Annotated in this window: 11 protein-coding genes, 1 tRNA gene and 1 other RNA gene; 6 read left to right on the forward strand and 7 right to left on the reverse strand. The window is 42.9% G+C overall.

Going from position 1 to position 17659, the window contains the following annotated elements; genetic code table 11:
* Positions 1 to 17: 17 nt before the first annotated feature.
* Complete coding sequence (locus BN4_RS02185) at positions 18 to 3719, forward strand: pyruvate carboxylase (protein WP_041720090.1); 3702 nt, start codon at positions 18 to 20, stop codon at positions 3717 to 3719.
* A gap of 359 nt (positions 3720 to 4078) precedes the next feature.
* Positions 4079 to 7669 (forward strand): PEP/pyruvate-binding domain-containing protein, encoded by a 3591-nt coding sequence (locus BN4_RS02190; RefSeq protein WP_015413713.1) that lies wholly within the window; start codon positions 4079 to 4081, stop codon positions 7667 to 7669.
* A gap of 73 nt (positions 7670 to 7742) precedes the next feature.
* On the opposite strand, the gene BN4_RS02195 is transcribed toward BN4_RS02190, so the two are convergent.
* From BN4_RS02195 to BN4_RS02205, 3 genes are all read right to left on the reverse strand, one after another.
* The gene (locus BN4_RS02195; protein WP_015413714.1) at positions 7743 to 8357 is read right to left on the reverse strand and encodes an FMN-dependent NADH-azoreductase; all 615 of its coding nucleotides are present in this window, start codon (positions 8355 to 8357) and stop codon (positions 7743 to 7745) included.
* A gap of 14 nt (positions 8358 to 8371) precedes the next feature.
* Positions 8372 to 8665: a hypothetical protein gene (locus tag BN4_RS02200; protein WP_015413715.1), complete on the reverse strand. Its 294-nt coding sequence runs from the start codon at positions 8663 to 8665 to the stop codon at positions 8372 to 8374.
* 135 nt (positions 8666 to 8800) lie between these two features.
* Entirely contained in the window at positions 8801 to 9193 is a 393-nt protein-coding gene (locus tag BN4_RS02205) for a flagellar protein FlaG (protein ID WP_015413716.1), read from the reverse strand.
* Between the two features lie 263 nt (positions 9194 to 9456).
* Between BN4_RS02205 and BN4_RS02210 the strand changes: the two genes are divergently transcribed.
* The 4 genes from BN4_RS02210 to BN4_RS02225 are packed head-to-tail and all read left to right on the forward strand — an operon-like array spanning position 9457 to position 12889.
* A complete protein-coding gene (locus BN4_RS02210; RefSeq protein WP_015413717.1) occupies positions 9457 to 10578 on the forward strand; it encodes a DUF342 domain-containing protein in 1122 nt (373 codons plus the stop codon).
* 3 nt (positions 10579 to 10581) lie between these two features.
* On the forward strand, positions 10582 to 11337 hold the full coding sequence (locus BN4_RS02215; protein WP_015413718.1) for a motility protein A: 756 nt from the start codon (positions 10582 to 10584) through the stop codon (positions 11335 to 11337).
* Positions 11338 to 11363: 26 nt separating this feature from the next.
* Positions 11364 to 12128, forward strand: a complete 765-nt coding sequence (locus BN4_RS02220; RefSeq protein ID WP_015413719.1) for an OmpA/MotB family protein — start codon at positions 11364 to 11366, stop codon at positions 12126 to 12128.
* Between the two features lie 11 nt (positions 12129 to 12139).
* Positions 12140 to 12889 carry a flagellar motor protein MotB gene (locus BN4_RS02225; protein ID WP_015413720.1) on the forward strand — a complete coding sequence of 250 codons (750 nt, stop codon included), beginning with the start codon at positions 12140 to 12142 and terminating at the stop codon, positions 12887 to 12889.
* A 33-nt stretch (positions 12890 to 12922) separates the two neighbouring features.
* On the opposite strand, the gene BN4_RS02230 is transcribed toward BN4_RS02225, so the two are convergent.
* From BN4_RS02230 to BN4_RS02245, 4 genes are all read right to left on the reverse strand, one after another.
* Positions 12923 to 15523, reverse strand: coding sequence for a response regulator (locus BN4_RS02230; RefSeq protein WP_015413721.1), 2601 nt, complete (start codon positions 15521 to 15523; stop codon positions 12923 to 12925).
* A gap of 40 nt (positions 15524 to 15563) precedes the next feature.
* On the reverse strand, positions 15564 to 16697 hold the full coding sequence (locus BN4_RS02235) for an ABC transporter substrate-binding protein (RefSeq protein WP_015413722.1): 1134 nt from the start codon (positions 16695 to 16697) through the stop codon (positions 15564 to 15566).
* A gap of 238 nt (positions 16698 to 16935) precedes the next feature.
* Positions 16936 to 17320: a transfer-messenger RNA gene (gene ssrA, locus BN4_RS16925) on the reverse strand.
* A gap of 191 nt (positions 17321 to 17511) precedes the next feature.
* Positions 17512 to 17588 (reverse strand) — tRNA-Met (locus BN4_RS02245).
* Positions 17589 to 17659: the final 71 nt, after the last annotated feature.

Genomic DNA, 17659 nt, shown 5'->3' on the forward strand with positions numbered 1-17659 from the left:
GGAGATCAGTGGTATCCATGCAACCGAAGTCCTTTGAAAAGGTGCTTGAAGAGGTTAAGGGGAAACGCATTCTTGTTGCCAACCGGGGAATCCCGGCTCGGCGTATTTCCCGTTCAATTACTGAGATGTTCAACGCAAAGGCGATCATGACCGCCACGGATGTTGATAAAACATCTCCCGCAACCTCAGGAGCCAATGAGCTGCTCATGCTCGGCGCAGATCCGCGTGCTTATCTTGATCTTGACCGAGTTATTCGAAAAGCCAAGGCCAACGATGCCGTAGCCATTCATCCTGGATGGGGATTTGGTGCCGAAGATGATTCTTTTCCGGCTAAGTGTAAAGAGGCCGGTCTGATTTTTATCGGTCCTCCACAAGAACCGATGAGAATACTCGGAAATAAAGTTGCGGTTAGGAAGTTGGCGCAAGAGCAAAATGTTCCTGTTGTCCCGGGCTCAGAGGGAGCCGTTTCGATCCCTGAGGCCCGTGTGATTGCACAGGAGATTGGTTTCCCTGTGATGCTTAAGGCTGAGGGGGGCGGTGGTGGCCGTGGGATTTATGAAGTTTACAAAGAAGAGGATTTGGAAAACGCTTTTTCCAAAGCATCGGCTTTAGCTCAGGCTTCTTTTGGAAATCCTAGGCTCTATGTAGAAAAATTATTGACTTCTGTTCGGCATATCGAAATTCAGGTTGTTGCCGATATGTACGGCAATGTCTTTTGCTTTGATGAAAGAGATTGTTCAGTCCAAAGAAATCATCAAAAGCTGATTGAGATAACTCCATCACCTTGGCCAAAGTATACAGAAGAGCTTCGCCAACAGCTGAAGGAATACTCTCGGCGTCTTGTTTCTGCCGTTGGGTATTACTCGCTGGCAACAGTGGAATTTCTTGTTGATAAAGATTGTGTGCCCTATTTGATTGAGGTCAATACCCGTCTTCAGGTTGAGCATGGTATTACGGAATGCCGGTATGGAATTGATCTTGTCGAAGAACAGATTGCCATTGCTTTCGGTGCTGAACTCAGGCTGAGTGACGAGAAGACAAAGGCTTACCAGTGGGCTTTCCAGTGCCGCATCAACTGTGAAGATCCCCAGAAAAATTTTGAACCTAATTCTGGTCGAATCACACGATATGTTTCACCGGGTGGCCAGGGAATCAGGATCGATTCCTGTATTGGTGACGGCTACAGATTCCCATCCAATTATGACTCTGCTGCTGCACTGCTGATTTCTTACGGTAACTCCTGGCATAAGGTTGTTGCCCTGATGAAGCGCGCTCTACGAGAGTACATGATTGGTGGATTGAAGACGACTATTCCGTTTCATAGAAAGATCATTGAGCATCAAAAGTTTGTTGATGCCGACTATGATACCAACTTTGTACGGCAAAATTACGCAGAATTAATGGACTATTCTGATAGAGAACCGGATTCTTTGCGTATGACTCGTTTAATCGCCGAAATTTCTGCACTGGGATACAATAAATATCTCCAACTTGGAGAGTATAGAGGGCGCGATGATAAACGTGTAGGACGTTTCGAGTTGGCTGAACCACCGGAAATTTCTACATGGTTTGAACCGCACTTTGTGCGCGGAATGGATAGAGATACCATTCTTGATACGTTGCGAGCCGATCGTGAAGCCGGAATAATCAATATGACGGATACGACCACTCGTGACATTACGCAATCAAATAGCGGCAATAGGTTTCGCTTAGCTGAAGATGCCATTGTTGGGCCCAGCCTTGATAAGTGTGGTTTCTTTTCACTCGAAAATGGTGGTGGAGCACATTTCCATGTCGCTATGCTTGCCAATATGACATACCCCTTTCTTGAGGCTGCAGAATGGAACAGATTTGCTCCGAAGTCATTGAAGCAGATATTGATTCGTTCTACAAATGTATTGGGATATAAGCCTCAGCCAAAGAATGCCATGCGTATGACTGGGGAGATGATCAATGAACATTACGATGTTATCCGGTGTTTTGATTTTCTTAACCACATAGAGAATATGCGGCCATTTGCGGAAGTGGCTTTGAATTCAACAAAGAATGTTTTCGAGCCGTCGCTTTCTTTGTCTTGGGCCAAAGGGTTTACGGTGGAGCGCTATTTAACTGTGACATCTGAGATTGTTCGCATGTGTGCAGACGTCGCAGGGGTCAGTGAGAAAAAAGCGCAAAAACTATTCATTCTCGGTCTCAAAGATATGGCTGGAGTTTGTCCTCCCAGATTCATGCGTGAGTTGATTGGTGCAATAACAAAGAAATACCCTGAATTGGTTATCCATAGCCATCGTCATTACACTGATGGGTTGTTTGTTCCAACCATGGGAGCTGCAGCTGAAGCCGGTGCCCATATTATCGATGTTGCTGTTGGTGCTTCTGTTCGTTGGTACGGACAAGGAGAAGTCTTATCTACAGCAACGTACATCGAGGATGAAGTGGGTCTGAAGACTCATATTGATAAAGATATGGTTCGGGCTACCAACTTTCGGCTCAAGCAGATAATGCCTTATTATGACCGCTATACCGCACCATATTTCCAAGGCATTGATCATGATGTCGTTCGGCATGGCATGCCGGGCGGAGCGACGTCTTCTTCTCAAGAAGGAGCGCTGAAGCAAGGATACATCAAATTGCTGCCATATATGTTGAAATTTTTGGAAGGAACACGCAAGATAGTACGGTATCATGATGTGACCCCTGGATCGCAGATAACTTGGAATACTGCTTTTCTGGGAGTTACAGGTGCATATAAGCGCGGAGGAGAGCGTGAGGTTCGTCGGATACTCAATATGCTCGACATTGCGAATCTTTGTCGAGAAGAGGAATTGACCAATCTTGAAAGAGAAGCTCGTTTGGATATCTATCGGGATTCCAATGATGCCTTTAGGAATTTGCTTCTTGGAAAATTCGGCAAGCTCCCTCTTGGATTTCCTGCTGACTGGGTCTATCAGTCCGCTTTTGGAAAAGGATGGGAAACTGCAATAGCGGAACGCACAGAAGATTCCCCTCTTACAACGTTGCCCGATGTAGACCTGCCTGCTGAAAAAGCTGCTTTACAAAAAAGATTACATCGTCAGCCGACGGAAGAAGAATTTATCATGTATCTCAATCATCCTGGTGATGCCATCACGACGATCGAGTTTTGTGAGAAGTTTGGTAATGTTAATAATTTGCCAGTTGACGTTTGGTTTGAAGGCTTGGAGAAAGGCGAAGTCCTGAATTTTCAAGGGAATTGTAAAAAGCCCCATAGAATGAGAATTTTAGACATTTCAGAACCAGATGAGAATGGGATGACTGTTGTTCGATATGTCTTGGATTCAGAGATAATGAGTCATCAGGTAAAAGTGGCCGAACCAGACAGTGGAGGAAAGGATTCAACAGAGATGGCAGATCCGACCAATCAATACCATGTAGGATCACCCAGCAACGGAGATCTTTGGGTGACACATGTTCATCCTGGTGACAAGGTCAAAGCTGGAGAAGAGCTCTTTAATATATCTATCATGAAACAAGAAAAATCTGTTTTATCTCCTGTGAACGGCACTGTTCGTCGGGTGATTAAATCTGGTAATTATACAGAAGATAAAAAGATGATTCCCGTTGTTGAAGGTGAGTTGATTGTTGAGCTTGGGCCTGTCGCAGGTTCCTGCCCCACATGTAAGCATGAGATTCCCGGAGAAGAGTATAATTTCTGTCCCAACTGTGGCCAGAAGGTATAACTTTATTTTGCTGAACTGAGAATTGGTTCTAAAATAAAATGAACTAATTTTTTAAATTGAGTGAATAAACTGAAGAAGGGTGATTGGCTTTTAAAGCCTGTCATCCTTCTTTTTTTTTATACTTTTATTACCTGCCATTTATGTTTATACAGTATGAATAAGATGCTTTTTTTAGCTAAATTTGTTCAGAGGTAGAACCAATAGTTTCATTGACGGAAGAGTTGAATACCCTGTAAGCGGGTACTCAACGTTCATTCAAGATTGATTTTTATTCATTTTAAATCATAGGGAATCGTGGGCCTCGGATCGTGGTCGTTACCACAACACCGCGAACCGCACGAACATACCAGGAGGAAAAGATGGCCAAGACCCAGAAAAAGCCCGTTCAAAAAGGTGCGAATAACGCGACCCTAAAAGCGGAAGCGAAAGCTGAGAGTCTCAAAGAAAAGTTGGTCCTCAATGGAGCCGAGATAGAACTCATCGGTGAAGATGCGGAACTTCTTGTCGGCGGTAAGAATTACAATACTGCTATTATCAGCCAGATCCAGGGCATCAGAGCTCCTGAATTCAGGGCTATCTCCTCACATGTTTTTCATACTATTTTAGATGACACCAAGGTCAATGCAGCTGTGGTTCGTGCCACAGTTGATAAAGAGTATAATAAAATAGATTGGAATTCCGATGAAGTGAACGAAGACTCTGAGTTCCTTCAGCATTTCGTTCGTGAAGTTGGAAAAAAGATTCGTGAACAAGCAGATAAGCAATCTGGAACTTCCATCAAACTGCGTACGTTCGTTAATAATGTCGTTGAAGGATTCGCAACTTCCCCAGAGGGGATTGATCAGTTGAGAATGCGGTCAGTCCTTGTGCAGTCTGCAATTTTGTCAGTAGAATTGCCTGTAGAGATTCAGAAGGAAGTCAAAGAGGCATATCTTTCTATATGCAGTGAAGCTGGAATGGACGATGTGCCTGTTGCTGTGCGTTCATCTGCCGCTGGTGAGGACAGCCGCAAAAAGGCTTTTGCCGGGCTTCAGGATACATATTTAAATATTGTTGGACCAGAAACATGTCTTGAGGCGTACCACTGGGATTGTGCTTCAGCATATAATCTTCGTTCAATGACATATCGGCGTGAAGCCATTCTTGATGCCATCACCAAGGCAGAAGAGACTGGTGATGATTCCATTGCAGAGAATGCAAAAAAAGAATGGGCCATTGAACACACTTCCTTATCTGTTTGCATCATGCGCATGATCAATCCTGTTATCTCAGGGACAGCTTTTAGCGCAGATACCGCTACAGGATGTCGGGGAACAGATCGTAATGATCTGGTCTCCATCGACACAAGTTACGGACTTGGCGAAGCAGTTGTTGGAGGCATGGTTACTCCTGATAAATTTTATGTTTTCCAGCGTGATGGCGGTCATGAAGTTGTTATCCGTTATATGGGATGCAAGGAAAAGAAGATCGTTTACAAGGAAGACGGCAGTGGGACTCATGTCGTAAAGGTTCCTGAAAACGAGGTGGCTCGGTGGGCTTTGTCGATTGCTCAAGCTGAGATGGTTGCTCAGGGAGTTCGTGCTATTTCGAAAGCGTATGGCGGAATGATTATGGATACAGAATTTTGTATCGATAAAACAGACCGCCTTTGGTTCGTACAGGCTCGACCAGAGACTCGTTGGAATGAAGATTATGAGTTGCACCCCGATACAATATTTATGCGCCGCCTTGAAGTTGATAAGAAAGCTGTCGACTCTGCCGAGGTTATTCTTGAAGGTAATGGAGCCTCGCGTGGTGCTGGGCAGGGGACTGTCCGGTATCTTCGTTCTGCCTTGGAACTTAACAAGGTAAACAAAGGCGACATACTCGCTGCTGAACGGACTGATCCGGATATGGTCCCTGGAATGCGTATCGCTTCAGCCATTTTAGCTGATGTTGGGGGAGATACGAGTCATGCTGCCATCACTTCGCGAGAGCTTGGGATTCCAGCAATTATTGGAATTCAACGTCTTGAGGCTTTACGTTCTCTGGATGGCCAACAGGTCACAGTCGATGGCTCTCGTGGAAAGGTCTACCGAGGAGAGCTTCCTCTTGTTGAAGTTGGTGGTGAAATCAATGTAGCCAACTTGCCTGCAACTCAAACAAAAGTCGGTCTCATTCTTGCGGATGTAGGACAGTCTTTGTTTCTCTCACGGTTACGCAATGTCCCTGACTTTGAGGTTGGATTGCTCCGCGCTGAGTTTATGCTTGGAAATATTGGGGTTCACCCAATGGCTCTTGAAGCATATGACAAGGATGACCTTAACGACCTTGTTGATCAAAAGCTCATGGAAATGGACAAGCGGTTGACTAAGGTTATGAAAGAGCAGTTGGCGGATGGCTTGATTCGTATGCCGCTTAAATTACGTGAATATGTTGGTTTGATTACAGGACTTTCCAAAGAAATGGACTCATTGGCTGAGCAAGAAGGTTCGCGCAGTACGGATGGAGTACTTGCCATGCATCGTAAGTTGCGTGAAATGGACCACAAGCTTGATGATCACATTACTCATGCTACCGAGCGTTTGGATGTTCTGAAAACGTCTATTGACTTGGATGCCCACATAGCTGTTATTCTCGGTTTTCATGACATGTTGGAGCCTATGCCGGAACCCCGGACGGAGTACTGGAAAGCTCGTCAAGAGCATGAGCAGATAGTCGCTAACTATGTTAAAAAATTAAAAGATGAACCTGAAGTTGTCGCTTACCTTGATGAAGTTACAGCACTTCGAGAAGAAGTGGCTCTCAAGATGGGGCTGAAATCCGAGATGGATGAAGTTGCAACACTGCCGGACAGGATTCGTGGAATTCTCGAGGCACGAGGGTACACGACAGGTAAAGAAAACTATATTCAGACACTGTCACAAGGCTTAGCCCTTTTTGCCATGGCTTTCTATGGAAGCAATATCGTTTATCGGACTACAGACTTCAAATCGAATGAGTACCGTAATCTTTTGGGTGGTTCTTTATTTGAGGCCTATGAAGATAATCCTATGATCGGCTACCGAGGTGTGTCCAGAAATATACACGACTGGGAACTTGAAGCATTCAAGCTTGCACGTGGTATTTATGGTGGTAAGAATTTGAGTATTATGTTCCCATTTGTGCGGACTCTTGAAGAAGCTCGCAGTATGAAACGTTATCTTCGTCAGGTTCATAACCTCGAATCAGGAAAAGATGATCTGAAAATAATCCTGATGGCTGAAATTCCCAGTAACGCCATATTATGCAAGGAATTCCTGGAGGAGGTTGACGGTTTTTCCATAGGGTCCAACGATATGACTCAAATGGTTTTAGCTACAGATCGAGATAATGCCAGTCTTCAGCATATCTATGACGAAGAAGATCCAGCTGTTGTTTGGGCTATTCTTTGTGCTATTTTTGCCGGGCAGAAAGTAGGCAAGAAGGTCGGTTTTTGTGGGCAAGGCGTGAGTAACAGTGTGATCCTGCGAGGGCTTGTGACCATTGCCGGTATTGTTTCAGCATCTGTTGTGCCAGATACCTATCACCAAACAAAAATTGATATGGCAGCAATTGAAGCCGAAAATATTAAGACCCGCGATCTTGGGGCATGGTTGAAAAAACAACACATGAATAAATTGTGTGAATTATTGGAGAACAACAGCTACGGCCATATTCTCAAAAAATATAAATCCCCTGAAGATTTCATGGAATGGTACGAAGGAGAACTGGATCGTTTTAGTGAACAGCTTCGTGAGCATATGGAAACGCCAAAAGAAGAATTCTATCGTCAGGAAATGGAACAATTCCGAGGTACTTTTCATAAGCCTGTCATCTATGCGAGTTGGAATTGGGACAATACAGTCGCAGACGCAATGAAGCATGCTGGATTTGATTCTTTTGATGAACAGGAAGCAGCTTTGGAGGTCCAACGTTCAAAGCTGTGGTAGTCATTCATAATAAGGTAAAAAGAAGAGGGCTCTGTCACGACAGAGCCCTCTTCTTTTATACTCAACAGATTCTTTAAAATTTCTTTGCGATTTCTTGAGCGCGTTCTATTGCTTTTCCCTTGGATGTATCTCTGGCTTCCGGGGTCCCAAGAGTCGGCTGTACTGCAATTGATTGAATATCTGTAACCCCTATGAAGCCGAGGTAGTGCTTCATATATGAGGCCTGGAAATTGTATGGAGAATCGTCTGTGTAATCTCCACCTCGCGAGTATGCTATAAAAGCTTTGGCTTGAACTAATCCTTTGTAGCCATCGGGTCCGGCGAGGAAGGTGTACGTTGGTTGTGCCACTATATCCATAAAGTGCTTCAGGCGGTATGGTATTGAGAAATTCCACATGGGTATGGCAAAGACCAGTTTGTCAGCAGCCTTGAATTCTTCAATAACTTTTTCAACAGAAGCCCAATTCTCTTTGTCTTTTTCACTAAAGTCTCTTCCGTGCATGATATTGTATTTGCCGACAAGAGTATCGTTATTCAACTCTGGAAGATCCATTGCGAAAAGGTCTTTTTCAATGATTTCTGAATCTGGTGAATGGATTTTGAGTGCAGCAATAAAAGCGTCAGCTAATTGAATTGAATGTGAACGAGCCCCCCTCGGCGAGGCTTTGATGTAAAGAACCTTACTCATGAAATCCTCCTGGATTATGCTATTCTATTGGTAATACTTCCACCACCATCTATAAGAGTGGAGTTGATGGCTTGTGCCGTGTCTATCTCGGTTCCAGTTGAACCAAGGTGGGTTCCTGCTCCAAAAAATTCAGTTGATCGGGACACAACTTCTGCGCCTGCCATGGCTCTGTCATGACTGTCGCTTCCTTCCTTATTCAACCCCGAAATCACTGTGCTGGACGATTCCTGAATGGATTCAGCTCCAGCAGCCTGGTTTTCCAGCGCCATTGATGACATGCTCGAAGTGGTTATACCTATTTCTGACATATATCCTCCTCATTCTCAGTCCTCTTTATTAATATGCATCAACTCTATGTGGTTGGCAAGGACTCTCAAGATCAAAGCCTAAAAGCCCCCAATCCATCAGTTTTGGGGGCGAAGGGAAGTACAATGGTACTCTTGCTAAGAAACTTCGTCTAAAAAGCCACGTTCGAGATTTTTAAGTGATTTTGAGAGCTTTAGAAGATCATCGCCAGGGATTTTGCGTATAGTTTTTCCGTCGCTATCTACTATTTCAACCTGTACGGTATCATCTTCTTCAAGAACGTTGAACTTGAGCTGGATATCATTTCTTTCAAGGAATTGCTCAACATCCATGACGAGTTCGTCTAACTTCTCTTTGGAAAATGTTTCTGGTTGTCGATTTTGTTGCGAAGTATCCTGCTTTTGAGTGATGTCAGGAGCGGCTCTTGCTGATCCGTTGTGGCCTTGTGTCTCATCCACAACTTGAGCCGGTGTACCACTCTCCGAGCGTATACCAACCTTTAATTCTGTGCTTATTTCGGGGATATTCATGGTCTCCCTCCCTGGTGTTACACGAATCATCCCAACCTGATTTGCCTCTTACGTTTATTTTATCGGCCGATCTGATGTTTTCTTTAGGTAAAAAATCTACTTGTTGAAAAAAGTGTGTTAAAGCATATGTATTCGCTAAATGAATTGACTGTTTTGGTAATTTTTACTATAATTTTTTTTGTAAAATATATAATTATTCTAGGCTTTTGAAGTGTTATATGTGACTTGGGGTATGCGTCCTTTAAATATTACACAGAGGAATAATGCCATTCTTACTTAAGCACCATTTTGATCCTGATTTAGATCTTCACCGCCTGAAGCCTCAGATGCAAGATGATGGCAGCGTTGATCACCATGAACTGAATTTTGTTCAAAATGTTGAGATTGGAATGGTCCTAGCTGAGTGGTGGCTGATAGAGGATGCAAAGGTCGAGGAGCATGATTCTCGTTTTATCTATGATGATATGACATTCCCAGCGGGCAAAGGAACAGGGATTAAGCGAAGCGATCCTAATAAGCTTTATGCAGCCGTAAATGGATGTGTCGGATATATTGATGGAAAGATTGTCGTAAAGGAAAGTCTTACTCTCCCTAATGATATCGATTTTCATACTGGAAATATCAATTTTATTGGTAACCTGATCGTTGGGGGATCAATACGTTCCGGTTTTTCTGCGCATGGACGAGACATTACTGTACAGGGTCAAGTTGAAGCAGCTCACATAGAGGCATTGCGGGATCTTAATTGTCGAGGTGGTGTGAAAGGTGGAAAAGAAGCCTTCCTTGAAGCCGGAAGAAGTATCAAAGTATCTTTTTGCGAATTTGGTACTTTAAAGGCTGGTGAGGATGTTTTGGTTAAGGGTGCATTAATGCATAGTGACGTCTACGCAGGGAATCGGTTGGCGGTGGGGGGGCGTCTTACTGGTGGCCATTACTACTGTCATGACTATATTTATGTAGGCGGCCAACTTGGTGGTGGATTGGGAACAGATACGGCGTTGGTTCTGGGGTACAATCCGACCTTACTCTATGCAGATGGAGAATATAATAAACGCATTAAGCTGTTAAACGAGAAAATCTCCAAGTATGAAGGTATTCTTCATAAATCAGCGGAGAAGGAAGAAATCATTGAAGACAAGCTTAAAGTGGCCCAAAAAGAATTGACACTGGTTAAAATGCTTAAACGTAAGCTCTGGGAAGGTATTCGTGGTACAGAACATATTGAGAAATGCAAAGTACTGGTTACTGGTGTTGTTAAGCCTGGTGTCGAAATAAGTATCGGATCTGCTTATTTAAAAGTGAATGATTTTTTGGAAGATGTTTATTTTTATTATGAAAATGATGAAGTCAAAATTGGCGCTGCTGCCAAAAAACTTAAAAGATAGCTTATGGACATCGCAACTCTTATAGGATTGGTCGGCGCGTTTGGTTTGGTCGTTACGACAATTTTAATGGGAGGAAATGCTGCCGGATTTCTTGATATCCCATCCATTGTCGTTGTTATTGGTGGCACCTTTGCTGTTACTTTTGTCATGTTTCCGATGGGGACCGTCATAGGGACTATTAAAGTAGGCCTTAAGACTTTACTTTTTAAGTCAAGCGATCCTCAAGAAATCATTCGGCTCATAACATCTCTGGCAGATACTGCTCGCAAGGAAAGCCTTGTCGCTCTTGAAAAGGTCAGTATTGATGATGCCTTTTTGAAGAAAGGGGTCATGTTGGTCGTTGATGGGTCGAGTGAAGCGCTTGTCAGATCCGTTATGGAAATTGAATTAGAATTCATGAAACAAAGGCATAGACAGGGGCAAGCAGTATTTAAGGGAATGGGGGCTATGGCACCAGCCTTTGGCATGATCGGTACTCTGATCGGTTTAGTTAATATGCTTTCAAATTTGTCTGACCCTTCTTCCATCGGTCCAGCCATGGCTGTCGCCTTATTGACAACATTTTATGGAGCAGTCATGGCTAACTGTGTATTTCTGCCAATGGCGACCAAATTGGAGGAACGGTCTGCAGAGGATGCGTTATTCATGCAGATTATGGTTGAAGGGGTGTCCTCCTTGCAAAGGGGAGATCATCCATCGGTCGTAAAAGAAAAGCTTCAAGCATTTCTTTCTCCGGCTATGCGTGAAGAAACATCCTAATATGTTCGTCGATTAGGTTTTTTATCATGGCTGAAAAAGTAGTAGAAGAAGTTCAACGCAAGCCCCCGGAAGAGCCTCCTGGAGATGAAGGGTTACCTGGATGGATGGCGACTTTTGCGGATATGGTGACACTTTTGTTGTGTTTTTTTGTGTTACTTCTTTCTTTTGCCGAGCAAAGTGAGCAAAAGTATCGAGACGCCCTCGGATCTATTAAAGGGGCGTTTGGAGTAAAAGAATTACGAGCAGTTTCGGATGATATGGCGTTGTTTAATACAAGTTCAACGACTAAAGAGCTTGCCTCTAAGATATCCCAGGATGAGAGATTATTGCTTGGGGTCATTATGCGGATCAAATCTCTCATGGAAGATGAAGATGTTTCCCTGAAAGAAGGAACTGGAGTTACTGCAGATAGAGATGGTGTCATATTCAGCGCGAATTCTTCTTCTCTTTTTGATCCAGGATCGGCTCATTTGACGGGGAGTGCATATAAAATTTTAGATAATGTCATTAAAGTCCTCAAAGATTACAAGTTGAATTTGGTGGTCAGGGGGCACACGGATGATAGACCGATATCCACTAAAAAATTCCCTTCAAATTGGGAACTTTCCGCCGCTAGAGCCGCAGTGGCCCTTGATTATATTGTCAATCGTGGGGGGATAGAGATTAGTCGTGCTAAAGCTGTTGGATATGCGGATACAAGACCAGCAGCTCCTAATGACTCTCCTCAAAACAGATTAAAAAATCAGCGTGTCGAATTTTATCTTCATATGCCACAGCGCGATGCTTGGTAGGGGAATGCTGTATGGCTGACGAACCTATCGAAGAACAATCAGGTGGAGTGAAATCCTCACCTCCTCCTCAGGAAGAAGGTATTCCTGCATGGATGGCGACATTTGCGGATATGGTTACTCTGTTATTATGTTTTTTTGTGCTGTTACTGTCATTTACAAATTCCGATGTCACTAATTTCAAAATGATGATGGGGTCTATTCAAGATGCTTTAGGAGTCCAACTTGAAGATAGCGCCGCACTTTCAACGCCGTATGCTGAGTCGAGTTTCAAAGAACGCAAAAGTGTAAAAGAGAACAGAGCAATTGTAGAACTTGGAGCGCGTTTGAAACAATTTATACGAGCAAAAGATCTCTCAAAGATGGCTCGAATCAGCAGTGATAAATCGGGTGTTATGCTTCGTTTTGATAATAGTGCCATGTTTGCCAAGGGGACAGTAACTCTTTCTCCTGCAGCTCAGCAGGCCTTGAAGATTGTTATAGATGGAATGAAGGATAAGGATTTTAATCTTGTCATTCGAGGCCATACTGATGGTGAGCAGCCAGAATCGACTTTATATTCTTCTAACTGGGAGCTGTCAGCTGCGAGGGCTGCGACCTGTTTGCGATATATATTGGCCCATTCGGATATCTCTGCCAAGAGAATGAAAGCTGTCGGATATGCAAGTGCGAAACCTATTTTGCCGAGCACAACAGAAGCCAATAAAAGGACAAATAGAAGAGTAGAATTTTTTTATTTACCCCAAGGGCGTTCCAAATGGTAATATTTATATGTGTGTTGTTGAAAAAGGGTATTCTTACTGAATATCAATATGGTGTGTTGTTAAGCGTTTAAGAGCTGCCGCGAGTTGTTCGAAAGAAACTGGTTTGGATATATAGTCGTTCATTCCCACTCGTAAAAAATTTTCTCTATCCTCTGGCATTGCGTGGGCAGTTAAAGCAACTATGGGAATGGTTGAGACGTCAGCAAGTTTCTTGTCATTTCTAATCATTTTCGTTGCTTCTATCCCATCCATTATGGGCATTTGAATATCCATAAAAATGCAGTCAAATTGCGCTTGAACAAGTGTTGCTAATGCTTTTTTCCCATCTCCGACGCAAGTTGCTTGATGTCCAATTTTTTCGAGCATTCTGCTTATGGCTATCTGGTTGACCCTGTCATCTTCGACAACAAGAATGGATAATTTTCGGGTTGTCGCAATCTCTTCTTCCTCTTCTTCAACTTGTGTCTTTTGGTCATGACTGGGAAGGGCAAGCTGAAGACTGACGTACATAGTTGTCCCTTCTCCTGATTCACTGTCAACGGTAATCGAACCATTCATATAGTCGACAAGACTTCTTACAATGCCCAAGCCCAATCCGGTGCCTTGATAGCGACGTGTATAAGTACCATCCACTTGTGTAAAAGATTCAAAAACATAGGCAATTTTTTCTGAAGGAATGCCAATACCACTATCGGAAATCATGAAGAGCACATCAATCATGCCTTGAGTGCGTTGTATAGGGAGAACTTGAGCATGAATATGAATACTTCCCTCATCTGTAAATTTAACGGAGTTACCAACAAGATTGAAGAGTATCTGTCTGATACGTATCTCGTCCCCTATAAGGTACTCTGGAACATCTGATTCTACTTTCATTGATAAGCTGATTTTCTTCGATTCCGATGAGTGCTTGAAGAATTTAAATATCGTTTCCATGACATCATGGATAGAGAAGAGTTGGGGATGCAATGCAAGTCTTCCAGCCTCAATTTGAGCAATATTTAATATGTCATTAATTACATTGAGAAGTACCTTGCTGGAACTGATAGCTGTTTCAATGTAATCAGCCTGTTCTTTGTTGAGAGAAGTCCTTCTGGAGAGCTGAAGCATACCTAAGATACCATTGAGTGGAGTACGTAATTCATGACTCATGTTTGTAAGGAATTCCGTCTTTGCTTGACTGGCTGTTTCTGCATCCATTTTAGCGGAAACCAGTGCAGTCTGAATAGCTTTACGTTCTGTTATATCTTCTGCCACTCCAACAATTCTGACTCGTACTCCCTCATCATCATAAACAGGAAAAGATTGTGCCCTGATCCAACGTGTTTTCCCATCCGGTAAAAGAATCCTGAATTCTTCATCAAGGATCCTGCCTTCCGAGCGCAATGAATTGAATGCTTCAATAACTTTAAGTCTATCTTCTACATCAATAGCTAGGAAGAATGATTCAGGGTCATCGTAGAGAGATTCTCTTGGTCTACCCCAAATAATTTCATAGGATGGGCTGACGTAGACAATACGATTGTCAGCAATGTCATTGATCCAATAGGCTTCATGGATATTTTCTACCAACTGTCTAAATCGCTCTTCATTTTCTTTGATTTCCTGTTCTCTCAAATTGACCTGCTTCACCATTTCATCAAATTCCTGTTCAATGATGGCAAGTTCTGAAAAGCTGTCTTGTTCAAAGTTCGGTTTGCGATACTGCCCCTGAGCTGTCAGTTCAATAGATTCTGTAAAGTGTGCTAATGGCTTGATAATGCTCTCGCGCAATCTATATCGAAGGTAGTGCGCAAACATAAAGAAGAGGCACAGGATAATCGTAAGAAGAGCGAGCAAAGGAGACAAGATAGGGAGGAAGACTTCTTGAATTGGCTTTGATATCAAAAGGAGCCAGCTGGTTTGATTGATTTGAGACACAGTTCCTAAATAATATGTATCATCGTCTTGATAGATAGAAGTCAAATGTGAGCCGGATTCAAAATCTTTGAGAATACTGAGATTACCTATATTATCTTGAATGATAACCCTTTTGAAGTCTGGGTGAGAAATAAGATTACCATAATGGTCGCAAAGAATGAGGCTGCCTTCTCCTTCAGGTAATAGATTTTCGAGATGCTTTTGAAGGGAAGAGAGGCTTAGCTCTCCAATGAGTATGTTTCCATTTTGTAATTGAATACCAACGTAAACGACGAGATTCTGAGTAGCTGGAGAGGGGGTGGGCTCGGAAATGATAGTTGGTTTTAGTGAGACTTTATCGATAAAATTTTCCATGGAAATGAGTTCGCTGGCCTGTGGTGAGGTAGCGAGGATCTTTCCTTTTGCGTCCAGGTAAACCAAACGTTCAAAATGTGGATAGGCTTGAAGAAAATTACTGAGTACCCAGTGAAACCAAAAGGGGTCATAACGAGTAATGCTTGTCGAAAGAGAAGCCAATGCCACCTTGGCATCATTGAGGTGTGCGGTAATGTGTTTGCTTAAAGATTGAGTAAGGATAGTATTTTTAATCTCAAAATCGTGACTTTTTTCATACGCGGCATAGGCGCCTAAAGAAAGTATGAGACAAATACTTGGTATGAGCATCCAGTTTGTTAGATTGCGTTGAACAAGATGTCGCAAAGAGAGTGCTGCCATTATATCATCCGTCTGAATTAGAAGTAATTTATTTTACAATTTATCTCATCTCTATGGTCCTGAATTCTCCGTTTCTTATGGTGACAATAAAAGTTTGGCGCTCAACATCACCGAATTCGTTGAGTTTAAACGGTCCAATGACACCATTAATGAGATGACTTGGAGCGAGAGCCTTTTCCAAACCTTTCAGATCTCCTCCGGTCTTTCTGAGTCCGGCAGCGAGAGTCAAGATCGCTTCATAGCTAAATGCAGACGCAAAGTTAGGGGGATAGCCAAAACGGTTCTTGTAAAATTCACGGAATTTAATATATTCGGGATTTGGATTATCAGCGGCAAAATCAATCACGAAAACCATACCTTCTGTATACTGCCCCCCCCACTTTAGAAGTTTTTCAGTATACGCCCATGCTCCAGAGATAATTTGTGTTTTTATGCCAGCATTCCGCACGCGTTGAACAAAAGATACTGCATCTTGAGCAGGGCATGTTAGGAGTATCGCATCAGGCTTGAGAGCGATAAGTGTGTCTATGATTGGATTCCAGTCTATGGGACTACTTGTTGAATATGTTCTATTGTCAAGAATTTGTCCTCCTGCTTTTTCAAATTCACGGACAAACCCATCTCTGAATGAATAGCTGTAACTTTGGTTATCAGACTCTGAAATTGTTAAAACAGTATCAACATCCAGAGCGAACCTTGAATAAGTTGCGAGTTCTTTACTTTGAATTGGATTTTCAACCATTGTTCGGAAAAAACGATCAGTCTTCCCTGTCAATTTTGGAGTTGATGTTGTTGGAGAGACTAGAATGATTCCTTTTTCGCTGATCAGAGGCATTACAGCTATAGTCTGCGTGCTGGTCATGTGCCCAATAATGGCTATTGCTCCGGCTTCAATGAGTTCTTTATCGGCTTCAATGGCACCTTCTGCTGTATTTTGATCATCAGCCGAGATCAATTTAAGGGAACGTCCGTTAATACCTCCGTTGGCATTAATTTTTTCAATCGCCAGAATTGCTCCGTTCCTTCCATGTACACCTAAATCGGACATCTTTCCCGTCAATTGGCCTGAAAAACCTATTATTATCGGTGAGGAGTCTCCACATCCTATTGAGATTAAGATGAGGAAGAGACCAATAAGGCTTAATCCACCATGTATGAAAGCTTTTATATCCATATCAGTTCCATCAATTCATGGGTATAATGAACAATACTAAAACAGTACCTTAAGAGATGTTTAAGAGCAATGAGAGAGATTCTTTTCATATACTCATCATGAATGCTCTCTGAGGATATTGATAATATAGTTTTTAAAATTGGAATGTTATTAGAAAGGGAGAATTGGAGTTTTGTCTTTTTTATAAATGTTAGCAAAAATAAAAAAACCGCCTTAGAGGCGGTTTATTTATCAGGTTTGGTGGAGGCGGCGGGAATTGAACCCGCGTCCGAGAACGATCAACACAAGGCTTCTACAGGTTTAGGCTCGATTTCAAGTTTCACTCAGAGGATTGCCACGAACCAAGCGGCCTCTGAGCTAGTCCTCCTATTATTTCATGATTTGGCCGAAGAAACCCACCCAAATCACTAGCCTTATATTTTGACGATTCTTTCTGCTCATAAGGCGTCGGCAGAAGAATCGTGACAAGCTATGTTGTCAGGTGCAACTCTGCAATTAAGCAGCCATTGCGTATTCGTAATTGTCGTTTGCAATTATCTTTTGGTCGATTTTTACGAGGCCATCGACCAACCTCGACCTGCAACCTCGGCTTCAACTATCCCCGTCGAAACCAGTGCGCCCCCTTTCAAAGAACAATCCGGTAGAACCTATATATGGCTGGTACTTCATTTGGCAACCATTTTTTGAGTTTATATTGTATGGCTAACCTCACGGTTATCGGAAAAGGCAAAATGAGATGAAGTTAAAGCAAAGAGAGTTGTTGTTAAAAGAAAAGGTCTTCATAACCTTTAAATTATGAAGACCCTTAATTTGCTGGTAGCGAGGAGAGGACTTGAACCTCCGACTCTGCGGATATGAGCCGCATGCTCTAACCAACTGAGCTACCTCGCCACTTGTTTTATTTCGCCGAAGCGGAGAAGTGTATAGACCGCCTGAGACTGCTTGGCAAGAGGAAAATTGAA

This window comes from Pseudodesulfovibrio piezophilus C1TLV30, from assembly GCF_000341895.1.
GTDB lineage: Bacteria > Desulfobacterota > Desulfovibrionia > Desulfovibrionales > Desulfovibrionaceae > Pseudodesulfovibrio > Pseudodesulfovibrio piezophilus.